Origin of the sequence: Helicobacter pylori (genome assembly GCF_021062735.1) — a bacterium.
Classification (GTDB): Bacteria; Campylobacterota; Campylobacteria; order Campylobacterales; family Helicobacteraceae; genus Helicobacter; species Helicobacter pylori_DN.
In genome coordinates this window covers 1-22710 of the sequence record NZ_JAHXLB010000020.1, presented here as the reverse complement: position 1 = coordinate 22710, position 22710 = coordinate 1, and the positions used below count along the sequence as shown (strand labels likewise).

The following is a 22710-nucleotide window of genomic DNA, read 5'->3' as shown; positions in this document are numbered from 1 at the left end:
CTAGATTTGAAATGCACTAGAGTGTCAGCGATATTTTCTGCTTGCTGTATCTGCTGCTCTTGAGTGCCAAAATGAGAGATGCTGTTGTTTAGGGCGGTTATGGTTTCTTTCACATACGCGCAACCGGAAGCGAAAGTTTGAGTTGTCACTGTGCCAGGAGCTGAACCTTGTGTGCCGCCAGTGCCAGCTGTTGAGGGGTTGTGGCATGTGGCTAAAAAGTCTGTAACAAAATTTCTAAAATTCTCAGTAAGCCTGTCAGGGTTAAGGGTTTGCCCCACCTGATGGGCTAGATCGAGCATTTTGGCTTGCGCGCTAGCGTTAGCGAGCATGCCTTGCGCAAAGCTTGCATCTGTGAAAGGGTTGAAAGGCTTGCCATTACTGCCTCCCACTGGAGCTGCTTGCTCATTGCTGTTAATAGCGTTCGTTTGATTAACCAGCTCTTGCGCGTCTGTGATCATCTTTTGGATCGCGCTGATTTCATCTGTAAAACCGCACAACTTCCCTTTAGTCGGTTGCATCTGTGGACCACCACTTTGATTAGTTACACTAAAATACGGGCATGCCGTGTTGATGGTGTTAATAAGCGTGTTCGCTTGCGCTAACAAGAATTGAGCGCTATCAGGCACATTACTCAATGTGTTAGTGATTTCGGTGTAGGACACCCCTGATGTGTTACCTGATGCACTACTATCAACGACTTTTGAACTGATCGTGGTGGTTACTTGCTTGCCGTCTATGGTTTGGGCTTCAGTCTTGCTTCCGCCGTTTTGGGTTACACCTGTGACTTCTGGCGAGCAGTTATCATTCCCTTCCCCTGAGCATGTGTAGGTGTAGGCTACATTCACCTCCCTGTTGTTTTCTTTGAGCGCGGGTAAGCCTTGTTTTAAAGCCGTTTGGAGGATCTGATAGGCTTGGTTAAGCTTTTTGAAATTCTCAATACTCATAGGGCCATAGTATCCAGGCTGATACCCGTTCAAAGAACAAGTGATGGAAGTGGATCGATACCCTGGCTCGTTGTTGAAGATGGTGGTTGAAGAAGTGCTTTTTTCACCATGGGCATTACCCCCGCATTGCGTAGCATAGCCTAAGACATTCCAAAACCCTACCGCCGCATTGATCGCTAAAAGCACGGCTTGATACGCCGGGGAATTTTTGGTATCGCCGATCAAGTTTTTCGCGCTCGCGCCCAGATTTTCACGCGCTGCGTTGATCGCGCTCGGATCAGCGGATAATTTGATAAGGGAGTTTAGGGTGCTGTATCTGGTTAAAAGTTTGCTCAAGTTTTCATAGTTGTCTGAAAGCTCTTGGATGCCTTTGGTGTTTTTCACCATTTGAGAGGCTTCACCGATTTGATAGCCTGCGCTCATGTAAAAGCCGTCGTCTTCAGCGCTCAAAGTGGAAACTAAAAGCGAGCCTAAAGTTAATGAAAGGATGTGTTTTTTCATGTTTTCTCCTTTTTGGATTAAATTGAATATTAGGGATTTTATACATTAGAATGCATTTGCATTGGAATGTATTTGGGGTATTATAGCATAAAGCGTTTTTTTTTTTTTGTGTAATTTGAAAAAATTTTGTCATTTTTTTGCTTTTAGCGCTTTTTGTTTCGTTTGGTGGTGTTCGTTTGGTGGTGTGATTTGAAAGATGGTTGCGGAGAATGGATTTGAACCACTGACCTTTGGGTTATGAGCCCAACGAGCTACCGGACTGCTCTACTCCGCGCCAAAATACGCTAATACTAAATAATGGCTGGGGTGCAAGGATTCGAACCTCGGAATGCCAGGACCAAAACCTGGTGCCTTACCGCTTGGCGACACCCCAAAACACAACAAATATAAAATAAAAGAAGCATTATACAAAAGCTTTTTAAAAAAGTCAAGCTAAAACGCTATAATTTCATCATGGAAAATGGATTTGACCCCCTCATTTACAAACGCTATCTCAAAAAGAAAGAAACCTTTTTGCTGTTTAAAAAAATCGCGCAAACCTCTGCGTTTAAAAATTTAAAACTCCAACTCAAGCGAAGAGAAGCGATCAAGCGCTATGTTTCCCAAGCTTTAGGGGATTTAAATAAAGGCTTTAGATACGCTAAAGTAGAAAATCAAATCCTAAAAATCTATTTCACGCACCCTAGCTATTTGAAAGCCTTTAAGATAGAAGAAGATCATTACACCAGCAACCTAAAAGCCCGTTTTACAGAAACGCAAAAAACCCTAAAAGCCTTGAATCACCCTTTTGATTTTAAAACAATCCAAGCGAGCGTGAGAAAAAGGGCTTATGAAAAACCGGTTGTAAAAAAAGAAAACCCCCCTAAAAGCGTGGATGTCAATTGCGAAGGCTTGAGCGATTTCACTAAAAAGCAATTTCTAAAGCTCAAACGCGCTTGTAACGATAATACGCCGCGCACGCCCCCTCAGAGCTGACCATGCAACTGCCGATCGGGTTTTGTGGGGTGCAAGTTTTGGCAAATAGCGCGCAATCTAGGGGCTTAGCGGTGCCTTTTAAAATCTCCCCGCACTTGCATGCCTTGTTTTCTTTAGAAGTTTTGTGGCTTAAGTGTTCTTTAAAGACTTTTTCAGCGTCATAGGAAGCGAATGTTTCTTTGAGTTTGAGAGCGGAATGTTTGATATTGCCCAAACCTCTCCATTCAAAATTTTCCCTAACTTCCATGCATGCATTGACTAGCTCTTGCGCTTTCACATTCCCCTCATAGCTAACCGCTCTTTTATACTGGATTTCTAGCTTGGCTTCTTTTTTTAAGGCTTGTTTGATAAGCATCAGCACGCTTTCTAATATATCCACCGGCTCAAAACCGCTCACAACAATAGGGATTTTGAAGCGTTCTATTAAAGGGGCATAGATTGAAGCGCCGCTGATCACGCTCACATGGCTAGGGGCTAAAAGAGCGTTAATCTGGCATGCTGGATCTTTTAAAATCGCACTCACGCTGGGAGGCACTAAAAGGTGGTTAATATGGAAAAAAAGATTGTGGATTTTTTCTTTTTTGGCGTTTAATAAAACGCTAGCGCTCATGGGCGTTGTGGTTTCAAAACCGATCGCAATATAAATGACTTTTTTATGCGGGTTTTCTTTAGCGATTTCTAAAGCTTGCATGGGCGAATACAAAAAGCGCGCATCTAGCCCCTTTTCTCTGGCTTGTATCAAACTCCCATAGCTCCCTGGGACTTTCATCATATCCCCTAAACTTAAGATGATGCTGTCTTTCATTGCGGCGAGTTCATAAGCTTCATCAAGGCGTGCTCTTGGCATCACGCATACCGGACACCCTGGCCCATGCACAAACTCTAAATTTTTAGGCATCAAATCTAAAAGCCCGTATTTCATGATAGAATGCGTATGCCCTCCGCACACTTCCATGATGACTAATTTTTTTTCAAGTTTGGAAGCGAGTTTTTTGATTTCATTAGAGAGCGCTAAAAGGGTTTGCTTATCTCTAAAAGGGGCGATGAGATGGTTAACGCTCATTGTTTTTATTCATGCGTTTCGTTCATTTTGGCGATCATTTCTTGATAAAGCTCAATGGACTCTAGGGCTTCTTTTTCATCAATCTTACTCATCACATAGCCAATGTGCAACAGCACATAATCACCCACTTTAACACACTCGCCCATTAAATCCAAGCTCGCCTCTCTTTGAACGCCTAAAGTTTCTAAAAGCGCCACATTATTATTAATGGCTATGACTTTAGAGGGGATTGCTAAACACATTAGAACGAATGCGTGGATTGGTAATTTTCACGCTTTTTTTCTAAAAGGAAATTTTTAAAATCTTCCAAACTTTTAGGGTCTTTGGAGCTCATTAAAAAAATAGGCGCTTCAGGCTTTAATTTTTGCATGTCTTCTTTGACTTGAGAAACCCTAAAATTAAACACTTCAATCATATCCGCTTTACTGATAATCACCGCATCTGCACACATGAACATCGTGGGGTATTTTAGCACCTTATCATCGCCCTCTGGGACGGAGAGTAAAACGATATTCATCGCCGCTCCTAGATTATAGCTTGAAGGGCAAACTAAATTCCCCACGTTTTCAATGATTAAAAAATCGCTTTTTTCTAACGCTCCCTCATCTTTGAGCAAATCAAACGCTCCCTCAATCATGCTCGCTTCCAAATGGCACGCTTCGCCGGTGGTGATCTGGTGTGCGCTCACGCCTTTTGAACGTAATCTGTCCGCATCTCTATTGGTTTGCAAATCGCCCTCTACCACGCAAAACTTAAAGTCTTTAAAATCCGCTAGATTTTCTAGCATCGTGGTTTTACCGCTGCCTGGAGAGCTCATGAAATTCAACACATACAGCCCTTCTTTTAAATAGCGCTCTTTCATTTCAGCGGCTTTAATGTCGTTCTTGCTCAAAATCTTTTCCACGATTTTGACATCTTTTTTACTCAAATTAGGGTTATTCTGTAAAGATTCTTTTCGTTGTTCGCTCATGCTTGTTCCTTTCTTTTAAAATTTTCGTATCGTAGCATGCTTAATTAAACGGCTATGATTTAGCGGCTTTTTTTATCTTTTGGGCTATTTTTTAGATCAAAAAATGCGCCTATTTTAATCCCTTTCGTTGCTGTCGTCTTTATTTTTTAAAACTAACCTAATAATCCTCCAGATGATGATTAATAAAATTATAGTTAAAAGCAAATACCAAGTATTCATAAAAACAACTTTCATCATTTTATTTTCCTTATTTTTTGCTTAAAGATAGCCTTATAACGCTATTTTCTAAAGCGTCCAAACGATGCAAAACTTGGGCTTCTAGGCTGATTAACGCTCCCTTTGGCATTTCTATTTTTTCATTTTTGGCTTCAAAAATGATTTTACCCTCTAAAACCTGCACGCTGATAGCTCCCGGAGCCTTGTGTTTGTCTAGGATCGCTCCTTTGGGCATGCAAATACGAATTTCTTTATTGGAAGAATTTTCACTCAACGCTTCAATGTGGAGCTTTTCAAAATGAACGCCCTCTAAAAAATGAACCATTTTCATCAAAAACTCCTAGTGTGATATTTTCTTAATTTAGAACTTAATTTAAGAAAGCTAATTTTTTACCCAAAAATTTCTTATAGATTTCTTAAACAATTCTTTATTCTGTTTTTTCCAAAACCTTTTTGGTTTGCAAAGCGATTTCTAGCTCTTCATCAGTGGGGATTCGTAAAATTTGGATTTTAGCGTCAGGCTGGCTTAAATTCACTAACCCACTGCCCGGATTGTCGTTCGTGGGCTTACATAAAGCGATCCCTAAATTTTCTAAGCCCTCACACACGCTCTCTCTTAAAGCCGAGTAGTTTTCCCCTAATCCCCCTGTAAAGATAATCGTATCCACCCTCCCTAAAGCCACCATGTAAGCCCCAATATGCTTTTTAATGCGATAAGTGCACATTTCAAAAGCGAGCTTGGCCTGCTTATCGCCTTTTTCTTTTCTGGCTTCTATGTTTCTGGCGTCATTATCCCCACAAATGCCTTTCAAACCGCTTTCATGGTTTAAAATTTTCATCACTTCTTCTAAACTTTTATTAGCGCATTGCGCGATGTATTCCACCACAGTAGGATCAATATCCCCACACCTTGTGCCCATAATCAAGCCTTCTAAAGGGGTTAGCCCCATAGAAGTATCCACGCTTTTACCCTTTTGAATGGCTGCTGCGCTTGAGCCGTTCCCTAAATGCAAACTGATAGCGTTAAATTCCTCATAAGCGGTATTCAAAAACTTCGCCGCTTCTTTAGCCACATAATGGTGTGAAGTCCCATGGAAACCATAACGGCGGATTTGATACTTTTCATACAATTCATAAGGTAACGCATACATGTAAGCGTAACTGGGCATAGTGGCATGGAATGCGGTGTCAAAAACAGCGATTTGAGGGATATGGGGGTGCGCTTTTTGAACAAACTCAATACCGGCTAAATTCGCCGGGTTGTGTAAGGGGGCTAAAATAGAAAGCTTACCAATTTCTTGCATGACTTTTTCATTGACTAAAACTGGGGCATGGAATTTATCCCCCCCTTGAACCACACGATGCCCTATAGCGTCAATTTGATTAAAATCTTTGATGATCCCCATTTTCGTTAAATTCTCACGAATCATTAAAAGCCCGCTCGCATGATCTTTAATCACAAGCTTTTCTTTAAGCTCTTGATCGTAAGCTCTTGATCGTTATGGTGTAAATGCGATTTGATTTTCAACTGCCCTATTTCTTCGCCGATTTTTTCGGCTAAACCGCTCGCTAAGGGCTTGTTTTCTTTCATGTCAAACAATTTAAATTTAATAGACGAACTGCCCAGATTCAACACTAAAATTTCCATGCATTCCCTCCTAATCTTGCGCTTGAAGGGCGCTAATCAAAACGGTGTTAATAATATCTTCCACTAAAGCACCCCCTACTCAAATCATTAATGGGCTTGTTCAAACCTTGTAAAATGGGCCCTATCGCAACGGCTTTAGCGCTTCGTTGCACCGCTTTATAAGCGATATTCCCAGCGTTTAAATCCGGGAAAATAAAAACGCTAGCTTGCCCGGCCACTTGGCTGTTAGGCATTTTTTTCTTGGCTACGCCTTTATCAATGGAAGCGTCAAATTGTAAGGGACTATCAATTTCTAATTGTGGATCCAAACGCTGAGCGATCTCTCTAGCTTCGTTGATTTTGTCTATCATTTCGCCTTGCGCGGAATTGCCTGTCGCATAAGAGAGTAGGGCCACTTTAGGCACGATATTGAATTGTTTAGCGCTTTGTGCGGAAGTGATAGCGATTTCAGCCAATTCTTTAGGGCTAGGGTTAGGGATAATCGCGCAATCCCCAAAGACTAGCACTTGAGTGTCTAAACACATTAAAAACACGCTTGAAACCAGGCTCACGCCAGGCTTAGTCTTAATGATTTGTAAAGCGGGTCTAATGGTCTCAGCCGTAGTGTGGATCGCTCCAGAAACCATTGCATGCGCATAGCCTGAATGCACGAGCATGGTCGCAAAATAAGTCTTATCCAACACTAATCGCTCGGCTTCTTGCTCACTCAATCCCTTTGATTTTCGCAATTCATACAAGCTTTTAGCGAATTCTTCTTTATAATGAGAAGTGTTGGGATCAATGATTTCTGCATTTTCTAAATTCAAGTTTAAATTTTTCGCTTGGGAATTAATAACCTCTTTATCGCCTAGTAAAATCAATCCTACCGCACCCATAGCGTTCAAACGATGCGCGGCTTTTAAAATCCTTTCATCTTCGCTCTCGGGTAAAACCACTTTTTTAATCTGTTTTTTAGCCTTTTTTTCCAAACCCATTTGAAAGGCTAAAGGGGTGGTGATCTTGCTTTTTGTTTGCAACACGCTTTCTATCAGATCCGCTTCTAATTCGCCCTTGCAAAGAGATGCGCTCAAAAAATTGGGTTTTTCAAGCATTTCGCCCGCAAATAACCCCACAGCGAAAGGGGCTTCTTTTTTGAGAATATGAGAATGCATGGCTTTCAAATATTCCAAACTCGTTTGCACGACAGCCACAATGGGAGCGTTGAAATGCTTGGCTAAAGTGGTGTTTAAATCTAAAAGAGCGTTTAAGAAAAACTTCGGCGTATACCCCAAGCAAACCACAAAATCATGCACAGATTGTAATTCATCATAGCGTTTGAGAATCGTTTCAAATAGTAACTCTTCTTGAGCAGCGCTCACAAGCTCTAAAGCCTTTTGTTTGTCTATGGCGCTATGAAACTCTAAAGGGTTCAAGCCCTCGCACTCCTCCAAGCCATCACACCCCCCATCATATGGGCGAATGGGCGAAAACAATGCGATTTTTTGATAGCACGGCTTTAGTGCTTTTAAAAGGCTCTTGCAAGCGATTTCTAAAACTTCTGTATCCTCTGGGTAAATCCATAAACCTCGCATGAAACCTTGCATGCCAAACTCCCTAAATTATCGTTTTTTATTTAATTGTAGCAAAATTTAATTAAACCTAAACGAAACCATGATTTTGTAAAATGCTTTTAGCATTTTTTACCACACAATGATAAAAGAGTTTGACGCTAGTCAAGCGGTAACTGATTAAAAAACAGAATTAAGGAACTCTTTTTGCTTGACTCCCACCATGTAAAATAAAAGAGTTGTTTTATAAGGATAACCATGCCATCTTTTGTTAATCCCATTCACACCAACGCAAGCGCAAACGCAAACGCTTTAATAAATAGCGGAGCGAAAAACGAAGTTAAAGACACCAAAAACGCCCCTAAAAGCGCATCAAAGGATTTCAGTAAGATCTTAAACCAAAAGATCTCTAAAGACAAAACCGCCCCTAAAGAATCGCCAAATCCTAACGCTTTAAAAGCCACGCCCAAAGACGCTAAAGAGAACGCTAAAGAGGACGCTAAAGAGGACGCTAAAAAGCTTGAAAAAACCCCTACTCCACACCCCCAACACGCTCAAAACCTCGCTAAAGATCAACAAGCCCCTACCTTAAAAGATTGGCTCAACCACAAAAAAACCACCGCCTTGCATGAAGTTCAACATGAGAACCATGAAACTAACCCCAAAACCCCTAACGAAACTTTAAACAAGAATGAAAAAAAGCCTAACGAAGTTATCTCTAACGCTCATCAAACAAACTTGCCTAATAAAAACCCACTAACCCCCACTAATCACGCTAACCACGCTATCAAAAACCCCACCACCCCAACCCATAACGCTAAAGAGTCAAAAACCCTTAAAGACATCCAAGCGCTCAGCCAAAAACATGACTTAAACGCTAGCAACATTCAAGCGGCCACGACCCCAGAAAATAAAAACCCCTTAAATGCAAGCGATCAGCTTGCTTTAAAAACAACGCAAACGAGTATTAACCACACCCTTGCAAAGAATGACGCTAAAAACACCGCCAACCTTTCTAGCGTTTTGCAATCTTTAGAAAAAAAAGAATCGCACAATAAAGAACATGCAACACCCCCTAGTAATGAAAAAAAAACGCCCCCTTTAAGGGAAGCTTTACAAATGAACGCCATTAAAAGGGATAAAACGCTTTCTAAAAAAAAGCCAGAAAAAACCCCTATTCACGCCAAAACCCAAACTACAGCCCAAGCCGCAACGCCAGAAAATGCCCCTAAAATCCCTCTTAAAACGCCCCCTTTAATGCCTTTAATAGGGGCTAACCCCCCTAATGATAACGCTCCAACGCCCCTAGAAAAAGAAGAAAAAGCTAAAGAAGCAAGCGAAAATAAAGAAAAAACTAAAGAATCCACTAACAGCGTTCAAAACGTGCAAAACACCCAAGCTAGCGATAAGACAAGCGAGAATAAAAGCGTTACCCCTAAAGAAACGATCAAGCATTTCACCCAACAATTAAAGCAAGAAATCCAAGAATACAAACCCCCCATGAGCAGGATCTCTATGGATTTATTCCCTAAAGAATTGGGCAAAGTTGAAGTGACCATTCAAAAAGTGGGTAAAAACCTTAAAGTGAGCGTGATTTCTCACAACAACAGCTTGCAAACCTTTTTAGACAACCAACAAGATCTCAAAAACAGCCTGAACGCTTTAGGCTTTGAAGGGGTGGATTTGAGCTTTTCGCAAGATTCTTCCAAAGAGCAACCCAAAGAGCCATTAAGAGAGCTATTCAAAGAGCAAGAATCAAGCCCCTTAAAAGAAAATGCCCTAAAAAGCTACCAAGAAAATACGGATAATGAAAACAAAGAAACGAGCATGCAAATCATTCTTTATGCGTGATTTTAAGCAAGTTTGCTCTATAATAGGACATCTTTAATAAGGAAGAGATCATGGCCATTGATTTAGCAGAAGTTACAGGAGCTAAAGCCGCGCAAGAAAGGAAAAAAGAGCAGCCCGCAATCGCTAACGGGTTGGATAAAAACGCTTTTATGAAACTCTTTTTAGAGCAGTTGAAAAATCAAGACCCCACCGCTCCTATGGAAACGGATAAGATCATCACCCAAACCGCGCAGCTCACGCAAGTGGAAATGCAAGAAGAAAACAAAAAAACCATGCAAGAAGTCGCCAGTGCGATGAAATCCAATAAAGAAACTAACGAGTCTTTAAAAGACTTTCAAGGCGCTTTAAAAGACACCATGGAAAACCTTAATAAAGGCATGGACGATAGCCTAAAGGCTAATAACGCTTTAAGGGAAGTGAGCGCACTCAATTCGGTGAGCATGATAGGCAAAATCGCTGAAACCGATGTGAGCGGGGCGAATTTTGATGGCAATAATAAGCTTTCTTTTTCGCTCTTTTTTGATGAAAAAATTGACGCTTCTAAAGGAGTGCCAGCGATTCAAATCCTGAATGAAAACAATGAATTAGTCAAAACGATTCCTTTAAAAGATTATAACGGGCAAAAGGGGTATATCAATTTTGAATGGGACGGCTTGAACGAAAAGGGCGAAAAAGTCCCTAAAGGCAATTATAAGATCAAGGCTGAATACAATTTAGATTCTCAAAGCAAGCAGTATTTGCAAACGCGCATCGGTAGGGGCGAAGTGGAAAGCGTGATTTTTGATAAAGGCAAGCCCATGTTAAGAATGGGTGAAATGGTTTTACCCATAGACAGCGCGATAGAGTTTTATAAGCCGGATCAAAAACCCCTTGATCAAAAGCTCTCTGAACAAAAGCCGCTTGATCAAAAGCCCCAAACCCCCCCTAAAGAGACAGCATGAACGACACCTTATTAAACGCTTATAGCGGGATTAAGACCCACCAGTTTGGCATTGACAGCCTTTCAAACAATATCGCCAATGTCAATACTTTAGGCTATCGCTCCAATGATCCGGAGTTTAAGACCCTATTTTCTTCGCATTTAGACGCTTTGAACGCCAAATCCGTTGTGGCTAATGACCGAAATTACGGCGTTACAGGATCAGGCAATGTCCTTTCTAATAAAGACGGGGAATACATGCCAAGCGAGGGGGAATTCCACATGGCGTATCAAGGCAAGGGCTGGTTTGTGATAGGGCCCAATAAAAATGGGGAAATGACCATTAATAAAGACGGCTTTAGCAAGAAACAGGATAATTTTCTCACGCGTGCCGGTAATTTCGCACGAGACGCTGATGGCTATTTAGTAACCCCTGAGGGCTATTATGTTTATGGCATTGATTTGAAAAAAATCAAAGACGGCACGCTCAATTCCACCGCTAGAGATGAAGACATTGAAAAATTGCATGGCAACACCCTTTCGCCCTTACAAATCCCCCAAGATTTGACTTACCAGCCCGTGCTTAGCACGAAAGTGGGTATTAGCGTGAATCTAAACCCTAAAGACCATTTAAAAGGCGTGCAAGATTTTTTCTTAAACGACAAGGGCGAGATTATTAAAGAGCGTTTTTTAAACCAGGATATTAACGCTTTAGCGAATGACGATAACGAGCCCATAGATGCGATCACCAATCGTAAATTAAACATCAGTATCCAAAAAGAAGATGGCAAAAAAGAGGATTTGGTTTTCACTTATGGGGACGCTGAAAAAGGCGAAAACCAATTCAAAACTTTAGGCGATTTGCAAAAACTCTTTAAAGAAAAAACCGGGCTAGACTTAAACCTCATCAAAAGCGAAAAAGACGCCAAAAGCCCACCCCTTTTATTAGAGATTGCTAATCCTAGCCAAACGCCTATCACCTTTAGCTTGAGCGGGGGCATTGCGGATAAATTGGGCTTGAATGCGAACGGAATGGAACTAAAAAAGGGCATTAGCAGGGATTCAGTAGCGATTAAAATCCCTTATTACAGCACAGAAGTGGATATTTATGATAAAGCCGGGGATAAATACTTGCTCCAAAGCGAATATTACATGACCAATTCCAACGATCCCACATCAAGCCCCACGAGTAAAAGGAAAAACCAAACTTGGGAAGTGAAAAGCTACATTGCAGATCCCAAAAACAAAGCCCCTATCAATGATCCTACTTGGGAAATTGTCGGCTTTGATTCAGCCACGCACAAGATGAAATCCGCCCCCATGACTTTGGATTTTAAAGGCAATAAGCTCACTTATTCTTTAGATAAAAGCGAAAGCCATGATTCTAGCGATTTGTCTTACCAAGACTCTAAACTCTTAGAAGCGAGTCAAGACGGCAAGCCTAGGGGCATTTTTAGAGACATGCGCATTGAAGAAAATGGCGTGATTTCTCTGGCCTTTAGTAACGGGGTGGTAGAGCCGGTCGCTCGCATCGGTATTTTAGCTTTCACTAACGATCAAGGCCTAAGGAAAATCGGCGGTAATCTCTATGAAATGCAAGAAGGCACCATTAATGGCGAAAACAGACCCCTAAGCGGTAACCCCATTTTAGGGTGGGACGAAGAGGGCAAGCTCAAGTTTGGGAAAATCAGGCATAAATATTTAGAAACGAGCAATGTGAATGCCGGGAACGCCCTAACCAATCTCATTTTAATGCAAAGAGGCTATTCTATGAACGCTAGAGCCTTTGGCGCGGGCGATGACATGATTAAAGAAGCTATTAGCTTGAAAAAATAAGGGGCTAAAATAAGGAGTATGGTAAAATACCCTTTTTAATAAGGATATTTAATGATACCCACACAGCTTAATGAAATTGCAGAATTTTTAAAAACAAACCCTTATAATTTGTCTCAACCCTTACAGGATGGGCGCTTAAATTCATCGGTCAATGAAGAAGAAATTTTAAATATCATTAAGCATTCTTTTCCTATCCAACTACCAAAAGCCAGAGAGTGGTGGGATTTTAGTTTTGAAGAAAACGATATTTTTTATCCTGTCAATATTAAAACCACCACCACAAAAACCGCTGACAATCTTAATTGCAAATTAGGGATTTATTATGCGTTGTGCGGCTTAGTGCCGGAGTTCAATAATGAAATCGCATGGGAAAAATACTTTCAAAAACTGCATAAAGACTTAGGCACAAACACCAATAGAGATTATTATTTTTTGATTATCAACAAAAACGATCCTAAAGATATTTTTATCAATTCCTTAAAAGGCATTCAAACTCTTCAGCCCAATAACTTGCCCTTCCAATGCAAGTGGGATAACAACAGAGAAATCGTTCAAAGAGATTTTGATGGAAGTAAAAACTTCATCTTAAGCGCTTTAGCTAAAAGTGTAACTCTAAGGGCTAATATTTATTAAGAGAAGTTTTTGGAGAATTTTTTGAATAATTTAGACATTAAAACTTTAGGGCAGGTTTTCACCCCTAAAAATATAGTGGATTTCATGCTCACCCTCAAACACAATCATGGGAGTGTTTTAGAGCCAAGCGCGGGCGATGGGAGTTTTTTAAAGCGCTTAAAAAAGGCTGTAGGGATTGAAATCGATCCTAAAATCTGCCCTAAAAATGCCCTTTGCATGGACTTTTTTGACTACCCTTTAGAAAATCAATTTGACACCATTATTGGCAACCCTCCCTATGTCAAGCACAAGGATATTGCGCCAAACGCAAAAGAAAAACTCCATTACAGCCTTTTTGATGAAAGGAGTAATCTATACTTGTTTTTCATAGAAAAAGCGATCAAGCATTTAAAACCTAAAGGCGAATTGATTTTCATCACCCCAAGGGATTTTTTAAAATCCACTTCTAGCGTGAAATTAAACGAATGGATTTACAAAGAAGGCACGATAACGCATTTTTTTGAATTAGGCGATCAAAAGGTTTTCCCAAACGCCATGCCCAATTGCGTGATTTTTCGTTTTTGTAAGGGCAATTTCAGTAGAATCACCAACGATTGTTTGCAATTTTTGTGCAAAAAAGGCATTTTATATTTCCTCAACCAATCTTACACGCAAAAATTAAGCGAGGTTTTTAAGGTTAAAGTGGGGGCAGTGAGCGGGTGCGATAAGATTTTTAAAAATGAAAAATACGGGAATTTAGAATTTGTCACCTCAATCACGAAAAGAACCAATATTTTAGAAAAAATGGTTTTGTCAATAAGCCTAATGATTATTTACTCTAGCATAAAGACAGCTTGATGCAAAGAAAGATCAAAAAATTCAATAAAAATAATTGGTTTGAATGGGGTAGAATGCATCACATATCCCCTAAAAAACGCATTTATGTTAACACCAAAACGCACCAAAAAAACCCCTTTTTTATCCACCAATGCCCTAATTATGACGGCTCTATTTTAGCGCTATTCCCTTATAACCAAAACTTGGATTTACAAAACCTCTGCGATAAACTCAACGCTATCAACTGGCAAGAATTAGGCTTTGTGTGCGATGGGCGTTTTTTGTTTTCGCAACGCTCTTTAGAAAACGCTCTTTTGCCTAAAGACTTTTAAAATTAAGGATAAAACTTGTTAGAAACTTTGCAATTAAACCCCGAGCAACTCAAAGCGGCCAAGGCTTTGAAAGGGTATAATTTAGTGATTGCGAGCGCTGGCACAGGAAAGACTTCTACAATTGTGGGGCGCATTTTATACCTGCTTGATAACGGCATCAAGCCTGAAGAAATCTTGCTTTTGACTTTCACCAATAAAGCGAGTAATGAAATGATTGCCAGGGTGGCTAAATATTTTAAATCAAGCTCCAAAATTGAAGCGGGCACTTTCCATGCGGTAGCGTATCGCTATTTAAAAGAGCATTACCCTAATTTAAGCCTAAAGCAGCCTAAAGAATTGAGAAAACTTTTAGAAAGCATTGTGGACACTAAAAACGCCATAGATGATGATAAAAAGCCCTACACTTCGCAGCATCTCTACGCCCTCTATTCTCTTTACACTAACGCTCTAAAACAAGAAGATTTTAGCGCATGGCTTTCTCATAAAAACCCTGAACACACGCCATACGCCGCCTTTTATGAAAACATTTTAGACGAATTTGAAAACACTAAAAAAAAGCATAATTATATTGACTATAACGACTTACTGCTGTTATTTAAACAAGCGATGCTAGAAAGACCTAGCCCTTATAAAGAAGTGCTTTGCGATGAGTTTCAAGACACTAACCCCTTACAAGAATCCATTTTAGACGCTATCAACCCTCCCAGTTTGTTTTGCGTGGGCGATTACGATCAGAGCATTTACGCTTTTAATGGGGCGGATATTTCTATCATTTCTAATTTCACCCAAAAATACAAAAACGCCCAGGTTTTCACGCTCACTAAAAACTACCGCTCTTCTAAAGAGATTTTAGATCTCGCTAACCAAGTGATACAGCGCAACGAGCGCATTTACCCTAAAAATTTAGAAGTGGTGAAATCAGGGCATTTCAATAAGCCCGCGCTTTTAAATTACAACGACAATATCGCGCAATGCCAAGACATCGCTAAACGCATTGTCATGCGAAAGAATTTTAAAGAAGTGGCGGTGATTTTTAGGAATAACGCGAGCGCGGATCAATTAGAAGCCGCTTTAAGATCTTACAATGTGCCAAGCAAAAGAAAAGGGAGCACGAGCTTTTTTGAATCCAAAGAAGTGGCGTTAGCGTTAGACATTTGCGCGCTCATCTTTAACCCTAAAGACATTATGGCAGCAATTCATGTTTTAAGCCATATCAGCGATATTGGTTCTAACACCGCTAAAGACATTCATGAGGCCTTAATGCTTTTAGGCAATGGCGATCTCAAATTGGCTTTAATCCATCCTGATAAAGAAGCTAAAATTTACACGAAGAAAAAAGAAATCACCTCTATGGGGCTTTTTGAAGAAATTTTTGCCCTAGAAAACAGCTCAAGGTTTAATAGCGTGATAGATAAAGCGTTCCATTCGCACCCAGTGTTGATGCACCCTAAAATCTCACTCAATGGGGCTAAAATGCTTAGCGATTTTTTCATTCTTTATACCAAAGCCCCTACCCATTCCCCTAGCGCTTTAATCAAACACATCCTGGAAAGCGCGTTTTTTCAAACCTTTAAAACACGCCTTTTAAAAGAGCGCTCCAAAAATAAGGACGGCTCTTATAACGAATTTAAAAAACTCCAAGCGCAAAAACGCTTCAATGAAAAAATGGACTTGCTGAGTTCTTTGGCGAAAAATTACCAGAATTTAGGGCGTTTTTTAAACGGCACTTTAATAGGCTCTAGTGAAGCCACGCAAGGCTGTGGCGTGAATCTATTGAGCGTGCATGCTTCTAAAGGCTTAGAATTTAAAGATGTTTATATTATAGATTTAATGGAGGGCCGTTTCCCTAACCACAAGCTCATGAATACCGGTGGGGGCATTGAAGAAGAGCGGCGGCTTTTTTATGTCGCTATCACAAGGGCTAAGGAAAATTTATGGCTTTCTTATGCGAAAAACGAATTGAGAGAAAACGCCAAACCTAAAGAGCATAAGCCCTCGGTGTTTTTGTATGAAGCGGGGCTTTTGAAACCTGATTTAAAATAAAATTGCTTTTTGTATTGTTTGTTTAATGAGTATTATAATGGGATTTTTATGAGATGTAAGAAAAATACAAAAAAACGCTAGCAACCATAGATTTTAAGCTTGCGCTAGAGCCAAAATTTTAGTATAATGGCGTTGCGATGGCCATTAAAACTATGATTGCTAATAGTAATTTCATAGTTGGTTATCTCCTTTCGGGGTAACCACCCACTATTAGACCCTAACATGCTCCAAATTTTCACAACAAAAGAGATAACTTAAAATTATTATTTGCGTTGGCGTGATTTTACATTAAAAACCTAAAAATGCCAAAAAGCGTTTTTAAAACCCCAAAAATTCAAGGCTAATCCCCCCATGAAATCCCGTTTTTTTTTTTTTTGTAAAAAGCGCTCCAATTATTGTAACTTTATTCCTTTATAAGGGGTCTTTAAGGGGATTTTTAAGGTTAGTTTAATTTTCATTATGTGAAAATACTATCAATTACATCTAACAATTTGTATGGTAATACCATATCATAAGCCCTGATGTAACTTAAATCCCAAATTTAAACTCAATCAAGGAGCATCCCATTGATAAGGAAAATTATGATAAAGAAAAATAGAACGCTGTTTCTTAGTCTAGCCCTTTGCGCTAGCATAAGTTATGCCGAAGACGATGGAGGGTTTTTCACCGTCGGTTATCAGCTCGGACAAGTCATGCAAGATGTCCAAAACCCAGGCGGCGCTAAAAGCGACGAACTCGCTAGAGAGCTTAACGCTGATGTAACGAACAACATTTTAAACAACAACACCGGAGGCAATGTCGCAGGGGCGTTGAGTAACGCTTTCTCCCAATACCTTTATTCGCTTTTAGGGGCGTATCCAGAGAAACTCAATGGTAACGATGTGTCTGCGAACGCTCTTTTAGGGGGTGCGGTAGGCAGTGGGACTTGCGCGGCTGCAGGGACGGCTGGTGGCAACTCTCTTAACACCCAAAGCGCTTGCACCGCTGCGGGCTATTACTGGCTCCCAAGCCTTTCTAACAGGGTTTTAAGCACGATCGGTAGCCAGACTAACTACGGCACGAACACCAATTTCCCCAACATGCAACAACAGCTCACCTACTTGAATGCGGCGAATGTGTTTTTTAATGCGATGAATAAGGCTTTAGAGGCCAAAAATGGAACTAACGGAACTAGTGGTGCGACTGGTCAAAATGGTCAAGATTACTCCCAACAAGCTATTCAATACCTTCAAGGCCAACAAAATATTCTCAATAACGCAGCCAACTTGCTCAAGCAAGATGAATTGCTCCTAGAAGCTTTCAACTCTGCCGTAGCCGCCAACATTGGGAATAAGGAATTCAATTCAGCCGTTTTTACAGGTTTGGTGCAAGGCATTATCGATCAATCCCAATCGGTTTATAACGAGCTCAGTAAAAACCCTATTAGCGGGAGTGCGTTTAATAGTGCTACAGATGGCAAACTAACCAACCAAGCTAACGCTGTGCAAGGGCGCGCTAACCAGCTCTCTAACGCTCTTTATAACGCGCAAGTAACTTTGGATAAAATCAATGCGCTCAACAATCAGGTGAGAAGCATGCCTTACTTGCCCCAATTCAGAGCCGGGAACAGCCGCGCGACGAATATTTTGAACGGGTTTTACACTAAAGTGGGCTATAAGCAATTCTTCGGGAAGAAAAGGAATATCGGTTTGCGCTATTATGGTTTCTTTTCTTATAACGGAGCGAGCGTGGGCTTTAGATCCACTCAAAATAATGTAGGGCTATACACTTATGGGGTGGGGACTGATGTGTTGTATAACATCTTTAGCCGCTCCTATCAAAACCGCTCTGTGGATATGGGCTTTTTTAGCGGTATCCAATTAGCCGGTGAAACTTTCCAATCCACGCTCAGAGATGACCCCAATGTGAAATTGCATGGGAAAGTCAATAACACGCACTTCCAGTTCCTCTTTGACTTCGGTATGCGGATGAACTTCGGTAAGTTGGACGGGAAATCCAACCGCCACAACCAGCACACGGTGGAATTTGGCGTCGTGGTGCCTACGATTTATAACACTTATTACAAATCAGCAGGGACTACCGTGAAGTATTTCCGTCCTTATAGCGTTTATTGGTCTTATGGGTATTCATTCTAAGAAAGGGGGGAAGAGACAAATATGAAACAAAATTTAAAGCCATTCAAAATGATTAAGGAAAATTTAATGACACAATCTCAAAAAGTAAGATTCTTAGCCCCTTTAAGCCTAGCGTTAAGCTTGAGCTTCAATCAAGTGGGCGCTGAAGAAGATGGGGGCTTTATGACCTTTGGGTATGAATTAGGTCAGGTAGTCCAGCAAGTGAAAAACCCGGGTAAAATCAAAGCCGAAGAATTAGCTGGCTTGTTAAACTCTACCACGACAAACAACACCAATATCAATATTGCAGGCACAGGAGGCAATGTCGCTGGGACTTTAGGCAACCTCTTTATGAACCAATTAGGCAATTTGATTGATTTGTATCCTACTTTGAACACTAATAGTATTCATCAATGTGGTAGCACTAGCACTACCGGCACCACTACTACTGCTACTACTGGTTCTACCAGTAATTCTCCTTGTTTCCAAGGTAACCTGAGTCTTTATAACGAAATGGTTAGTTCCATCAAAACTTTGAGTCAAGACCTCAAAAACAATATCTTTCAAGGCAGTAACAACACCACGAGCGCGAACCTCTCCAATCAACTCAGCGAGCTTAACACCGCTAGCGTTTATTTGACTTACATGAACTCATTCTTAAACGCCAATAACCAAGCGGGTGGGATTTTTCAAAACAACACTAGTCAAGCTTATGGAAATGGTGTTACCGCTCAACAAATCGCTTATATCCTAAGGCAAGCTTCAATCACTATGGGGCCAAGCGGTAATGGCGGGGCTGCTGGTGCGTTTTTGGACGCCGCTTTAGCGCAACATGTTTTCAACTCTGCTAACGCTGGGAATGATTTGAGCGCTAAGGAATTTACTAGCTTGGTGCAAAATATCGTCGATACTTCTCAAAACGCTTTAACGCTAGCCAACAACGCTAACATCAGCAATTCAACAGGCTATCAAGTGAGCTATGGTGGGAATATTGATCAAGCGCGCTCTACCCAACTATTAAACAACACCACAAACACTTTGGCTAAAGTTACCGCTTTGAATAACGAGCTTAAAGCTAACCCATGGCTTGGGAATTTCGCTGCCGGTAACAGCTCTCAAGTGAATGCGTTTAACGGGTTTATCACTAAAATCGGTTATAAGCAATTCTTTGGAGAAAACAAGAATGTGGGCTTACGCTACTACGGCTTCTTCAGCTATAACGGTGCGGGCGTAGGTAATGGCCCTACTTACAATCAAGTCAATTTGCTCACTTATGGGGTGGGGACTGATGTGCTTTACAATGTGTTTAGCCGCTCTTTTGGTAGCCGAAGTCTTAATGCGGGCTTCTTTGGGGGGATCCAACTCGCAGGGGATACTTACATCAGCACGCTAAGAAATAGCCCTCAGCTTGCGAACAGACCTACAGCGACAAAATTCCAATTCTTGTTTGATGTGGGGTTACGCATGAACTTTGGTATCTTGAAAAAAGACTTGAAAAGCCATAACCAGCATTCTATAGAAATCGGTGTGCAAATCCCTACGATTTATAACACTTATTATAAAGCTGGCGGTGCTGAAGTGAAATACTTCCGCCCTTATAGCGTGTATTGGGTCTATGGCTACGCTTTCTAAAAAAGCTCAAGGCCTTTTATAGGCTTTGATTTAACCCTTTAACCCCCACTTTAAAAAAACAAAAAATCCTTATCAAATAAATGGGATTAACCCCCTAGGAACGCTTGATTAAAAGCTAGCATTCACAAAAAGCTTAACGCTCAAGGCTTATATTAAAAGCTAGCATTCACAAAAAGCTTAACTCTCAAGGCTTATTGAGATTTTAAAACGCTTGATTAAAAACTTTTAAAAACCTTAGCGCTTCAAAACTCTTTTATATTTAAAACCACCCAAGCAGAAATCCCAATCGTCTTTAGCGGTTTGGCACTTCACAACGCTTGATTAAAAACTTTTAAAAAGCTTTGAGCGCTTCAAAATTTTTATACTTAGAAAAACAACCCAAAATATTTATCAAATGTTGTCAAATATTGAGATTATCCCCCAAGAACGGCTTTAATGGTGAAGTGATCAAACGCTCAAGGCGTTTAGGATTTCTGTGGTTTAAAACTTTGTTTTATCATTCTAAAATTTTATAGTAAAACCCATTTTTTAAGGGGATAGGAAGTATTTTGAAACCCCCCCAAAACTAAATCCCCATAACCCAAGAAAACCGCTTTTAAAACCCCCAAGCAGAAATCCTAAACATCTTTAGTGTTTGGGGTGAATGCCGCTAACTTTAGTATAACACCCCCATACATTTGCATCTAGCGTAGGAAGTGCGCAAAGTTACGCCTTTATAGATATGATGCGTGAGAGCTGTAAGGAATGCGTTGGAGATCAAACTCTGTAAAATCCATTAGGCACACAGAACAATAACCAAACTCTCCTCCAACATCAGCCTAGGAAGCCCAATCGCTTTAGCGTTTGATCACTTCACAAAACTAGCTTTGCACAAAGTCTTTTATACTCAGATTTTAAAAAATGTCTTGGAGTGTTTTTAACTTGCTGCGATTTGATTAAAATCAAAACTTCAGCGTGAGGTTGGTCATCATGTAACTTCTGTCTTGGTAATTAGCGCTAAAATCGCCATCAGGGTTATTGAACTTGGGCGCTCCAAAATACCCTGCTTGATACCCTTTATTGATCCTAGCCCCATAATAAGTGATCCTAAAGTTAAGGAGAACCGATTCAGTGAACGCATAGCTCGCATTGAATTGCACGGAATATTCATTAGCCCTCCCCACTTGCCCTAACGCGTTTTTATTCGCATGAGAGATGCGCCCAAAAACATGCCATGCAAAACGCTTATGGATCCCTCCAACAGAAGTGTAAAAAGTGAAAGTGTTAGCGTTAGTGATCGCATCAGCCAGCCCATCATAAGCCGTATTATCCCAAAAATCATAGCCAATCATTCCGGCATGCCTAGTCGTTACGGAGATTTCATTGCTGATATAGGAAGTGTTATTACCCCTTGGCATCGTGTGAGAGCCTAAAAAAGCGTCTGAATTGCCAAAGGTGTTATAAAAGCCAATGGACCAGTTGAAATTATCCCACCAAAAAACCTGGCGGATATTTAAAGTAACGCCATTCCTCCCTAACAACGAGCCATGAGGCGTGCTGTCTTCTAAACTATAAGTGTTTGTCTCTGGGTTATACCACCCCCTATAGTATAAAGGAAAGGTTGTCATTATCATGCTTTGAGAGCGAAAGCCTACATTTTCAAAATTCCTATTCGTGTCATAGACTAGCTTAAAACCAGGAGCGTTATAAGTCTTAGGCGCAAAATAATAAAAAAATTGAGCGTCTAAACCTTTATAAGAATAAGTCGTGGTGATCCCATGCCAGCCATAATTGATGAAATCGTTGCTGTTATTAGGATTGCCTCCCTTTTTCAAATAAGGCACTGTTGCAAAAAACTCATAAATCCAAGAGTTGAACGCCAAACCTCTCCCAAAAGAACTCCACCACCAAAATCTTAACCTTTGCGTTTCAGTCTTATAGGGCTGATAATACACTTCCCACCCTTGATTGGAACCGCTCATAAAATCAATATTCGCTTCATAACGCCCCGCCTTAAACCCAAAAACATCTTTGTAATCGTATCGTAAAAAAGCGGTATCCACCACATAAGGCCTTGCATGATAGCTCGCTGATTGAGAAGTCCCCGCATAAGCAGGACCAAGATACTTATTAAAAAAGTATCCATGATAGCCCCCAATGAAATTCTCTACAATTGAGCCAAAAATCTTCCCGTTAGCTTGGTTAATATCATTCTTAGTCTTATCGTAAGGAATGGCTGCAATCGCCCCACCCAAAGAGAAAGAGAGCCTATGGTTTTCGGTGCCTTTAGGGAGTAAATTGACTTTGACTTGCGCTAAAGTTACAATATCTATAAAACTTTCAGTAGGATAAATCCCTTTTTTAGTATTGATTTGAGAATTGTTAAAACCAATCTTAGAAAAGTTCTCCACACGACCGCTAAAGCGATAATCAAAAGCTTCTGCAGGACATAATAAAAACGATAAAAGCGATAAAGAATAAGTCAAAAAATACTTTTCTTGCTTCACTAAACTCTCCCTAATTTTAATTGCATGATCTTTTTTGTTGATATTATAATTATAATCAAAAAAAAAAAAAAAACAGCATGAAGTTAAAATATTAATTAAAATCCACAACCCTATTTTACAAAAAATAACCATTCATTGTAAATTGATTTAAAAATTAAAGGATTAAAATCATATATTTGTTACT

13 protein-coding genes, 2 tRNA genes and 4 pseudogenes are annotated in these 22710 nt (G+C 40.4%); 9 read left to right on the top strand and 10 right to left on the bottom strand.

Annotated elements, in window-relative coordinates:
• From KX581_RS07620 to KX581_RS07610, 3 genes are all read right to left on the bottom strand, one after another.
• Positions 1–1445, bottom strand: a 1445-nt coding sequence (locus tag KX581_RS07620) for a SabA family sialic acid-binding adhesin (protein WP_231176032.1), incomplete at its 3' end; no start/stop codon positions are given.
• 197 nt (positions 1446–1642) lie between these two features.
• A tRNA-Met gene (locus tag KX581_RS07615) sits at positions 1643–1719 on the bottom strand.
• 24 nt (positions 1720–1743) lie between these two features.
• Positions 1744–1818, bottom strand: a tRNA-Gln gene (locus KX581_RS07610).
• On the opposite strand from KX581_RS07610, the pseudogene KX581_RS07605 reads away from it, so the two are divergent.
• Positions 1774–2420: pseudogene (locus KX581_RS07605) on the top strand (helicase DnaB modulator). The gene KX581_RS07610 and the pseudogene KX581_RS07605 overlap by 45 nt on opposite strands.
• On the opposite strand, the gene hypD reads toward KX581_RS07605, so the two are convergent.
• The 6 genes and pseudogenes from hypD to pta form a co-directional block, all read right to left on the bottom strand.
• A complete protein-coding gene (gene hypD / locus KX581_RS07600) occupies positions 2371–3483 on the bottom strand; it encodes a hydrogenase formation protein HypD (protein ID WP_231176031.1) in 1113 nt (370 codons plus the stop codon). The pseudogene KX581_RS07605 and the gene hypD sit on opposite strands and share 50 nt — an antisense overlap.
• A gap of 5 nt (positions 3484–3488) precedes the next feature.
• Positions 3489–3725 (bottom strand): HypC/HybG/HupF family hydrogenase formation chaperone, encoded by a 237-nt coding sequence (locus tag KX581_RS07595; protein WP_000335474.1) that lies wholly within the window; start codon positions 3723–3725, stop codon positions 3489–3491.
• Complete coding sequence (gene hypB, locus KX581_RS07590; RefSeq protein WP_000003606.1) at positions 3725–4453, bottom strand: hydrogenase nickel incorporation protein HypB; 729 nt, start codon at positions 4451–4453, stop codon at positions 3725–3727. The genes KX581_RS07595 and hypB overlap by 1 nt, the downstream gene beginning before the upstream one ends.
• A gap of 247 nt (positions 4454–4700) precedes the next feature.
• On the bottom strand, positions 4701–5000 hold the full coding sequence (locus KX581_RS07585) for a cupin domain-containing protein (protein WP_000784744.1): 300 nt from the start codon (positions 4998–5000) through the stop codon (positions 4701–4703).
• Between the two features lie 97 nt (positions 5001–5097).
• Positions 5098–6317, bottom strand: a pseudogene (locus KX581_RS07580) (acetate kinase).
• 10 nt (positions 6318–6327) lie between these two features.
• Positions 6328–7888 (bottom strand): annotated as a pseudogene (pta, locus tag KX581_RS07575) (phosphate acetyltransferase).
• Between the two features lie 234 nt (positions 7889–8122).
• Here pta and KX581_RS07570 point away from each other — a divergent pair.
• The 8 genes and pseudogenes from KX581_RS07570 (at position 8123) to alpB (ending at position 20040) form a co-directional block, all read left to right on the top strand.
• Positions 8123–9715: a flagellar hook-length control protein FliK gene (locus tag KX581_RS07570; protein ID WP_231176030.1), complete on the top strand. Its 1593-nt coding sequence runs from the start codon at positions 8123–8125 to the stop codon at positions 9713–9715.
• A gap of 50 nt (positions 9716–9765) precedes the next feature.
• Positions 9766–10656 carry a flagellar hook assembly protein FlgD gene (flgD, locus tag KX581_RS07565; RefSeq protein WP_202140324.1) on the top strand — a complete coding sequence of 297 codons (891 nt, stop codon included), beginning with the start codon at positions 9766–9768 and terminating at the stop codon, positions 10654–10656.
• Positions 10653–12470 carry a flagellar hook protein FlgE gene (locus KX581_RS07560; protein ID WP_231176029.1) on the top strand — a complete coding sequence of 606 codons (1818 nt, stop codon included), beginning with the start codon at positions 10653–10655 and terminating at the stop codon, positions 12468–12470. Before flgD ends, KX581_RS07560 begins: the two co-directional genes overlap by 4 nt.
• 51 nt (positions 12471–12521) lie before the next feature.
• The gene (locus KX581_RS07555) at positions 12522–13103 is read left to right on the top strand and encodes a restriction endonuclease (protein ID WP_414600162.1); all 582 of its coding nucleotides are present in this window, start codon (positions 12522–12524) and stop codon (positions 13101–13103) included.
• Positions 13104–13112: 9 nt separating this feature from the next.
• Positions 13113–14251 (top strand): annotated as a pseudogene (locus KX581_RS07550) (Eco57I restriction-modification methylase domain-containing protein).
• A 15-nt stretch (positions 14252–14266) separates the two neighbouring features.
• The gene (locus KX581_RS07545; RefSeq protein WP_231176028.1) at positions 14267–16294 is read left to right on the top strand and encodes an ATP-dependent helicase; all 2028 of its coding nucleotides are present in this window, start codon (positions 14267–14269) and stop codon (positions 16292–16294) included.
• A gap of 581 nt (positions 16295–16875) precedes the next feature.
• Positions 16876–18429 (top strand): Hop family adhesin AlpA, encoded by a 1554-nt coding sequence (gene alpA, locus KX581_RS07540; RefSeq protein ID WP_231176027.1) that lies wholly within the window; start codon positions 16876–16878, stop codon positions 18427–18429.
• Positions 18430–18450: 21 nt separating this feature from the next.
• Positions 18451–20040, top strand: coding sequence for a Hop family adhesin AlpB (gene alpB, locus KX581_RS07535; RefSeq protein WP_231176026.1), 1590 nt, complete (start codon positions 18451–18453; stop codon positions 20038–20040).
• 941 nt (positions 20041–20981) lie between these two features.
• On the opposite strand, the gene hofG is transcribed toward alpB, so the two are convergent.
• On the bottom strand, positions 20982–22526 hold the full coding sequence (gene hofG / locus KX581_RS07530) for an outer membrane beta-barrel protein HofG (protein WP_231176025.1): 1545 nt from the start codon (positions 22524–22526) through the stop codon (positions 20982–20984).
• Positions 22527–22710: the final 184 nt, after the last annotated feature.

Coding starts and splice junctions, on each gene's coding strand:
- hypD (WP_231176031.1), bottom strand. CDS start 3,483: ATGAGCGTTAACCATCTCATCGCCCCTTTTAGAGATAAGCAAACCCTT.
- KX581_RS07555 (WP_414600162.1), top strand. CDS start 12,522: ATGATACCCACACAGCTTAATGAAATTGCAGAATTTTTAAAAACAAAC.
- KX581_RS07585 (WP_000784744.1), bottom strand. CDS start 5,000: ATGAAAATGGTTCATTTTTTAGAGGGCGTTCATTTTGAAAAGCTCCAC.
- KX581_RS07570 (WP_231176030.1), top strand. CDS start 8,123: ATGCCATCTTTTGTTAATCCCATTCACACCAACGCAAGCGCAAACGCA.
- KX581_RS07595 (WP_000335474.1), bottom strand. CDS start 3,725: ATGTGTTTAGCAATCCCCTCTAAAGTCATAGCCATTAATAATAATGTG.
- alpA (WP_231176027.1), top strand. CDS start 16,876: ATGATAAAGAAAAATAGAACGCTGTTTCTTAGTCTAGCCCTTTGCGCT.
- KX581_RS07560 (WP_231176029.1), top strand. CDS start 10,653: ATGAACGACACCTTATTAAACGCTTATAGCGGGATTAAGACCCACCAG.
- hypB (WP_000003606.1), bottom strand. CDS start 4,453: ATGAGCGAACAACGAAAAGAATCTTTACAGAATAACCCTAATTTGAGT.
- flgD (WP_202140324.1), top strand. CDS start 9,766: ATGGCCATTGATTTAGCAGAAGTTACAGGAGCTAAAGCCGCGCAAGAA.
- alpB (WP_231176026.1), top strand. CDS start 18,451: ATGAAACAAAATTTAAAGCCATTCAAAATGATTAAGGAAAATTTAATG.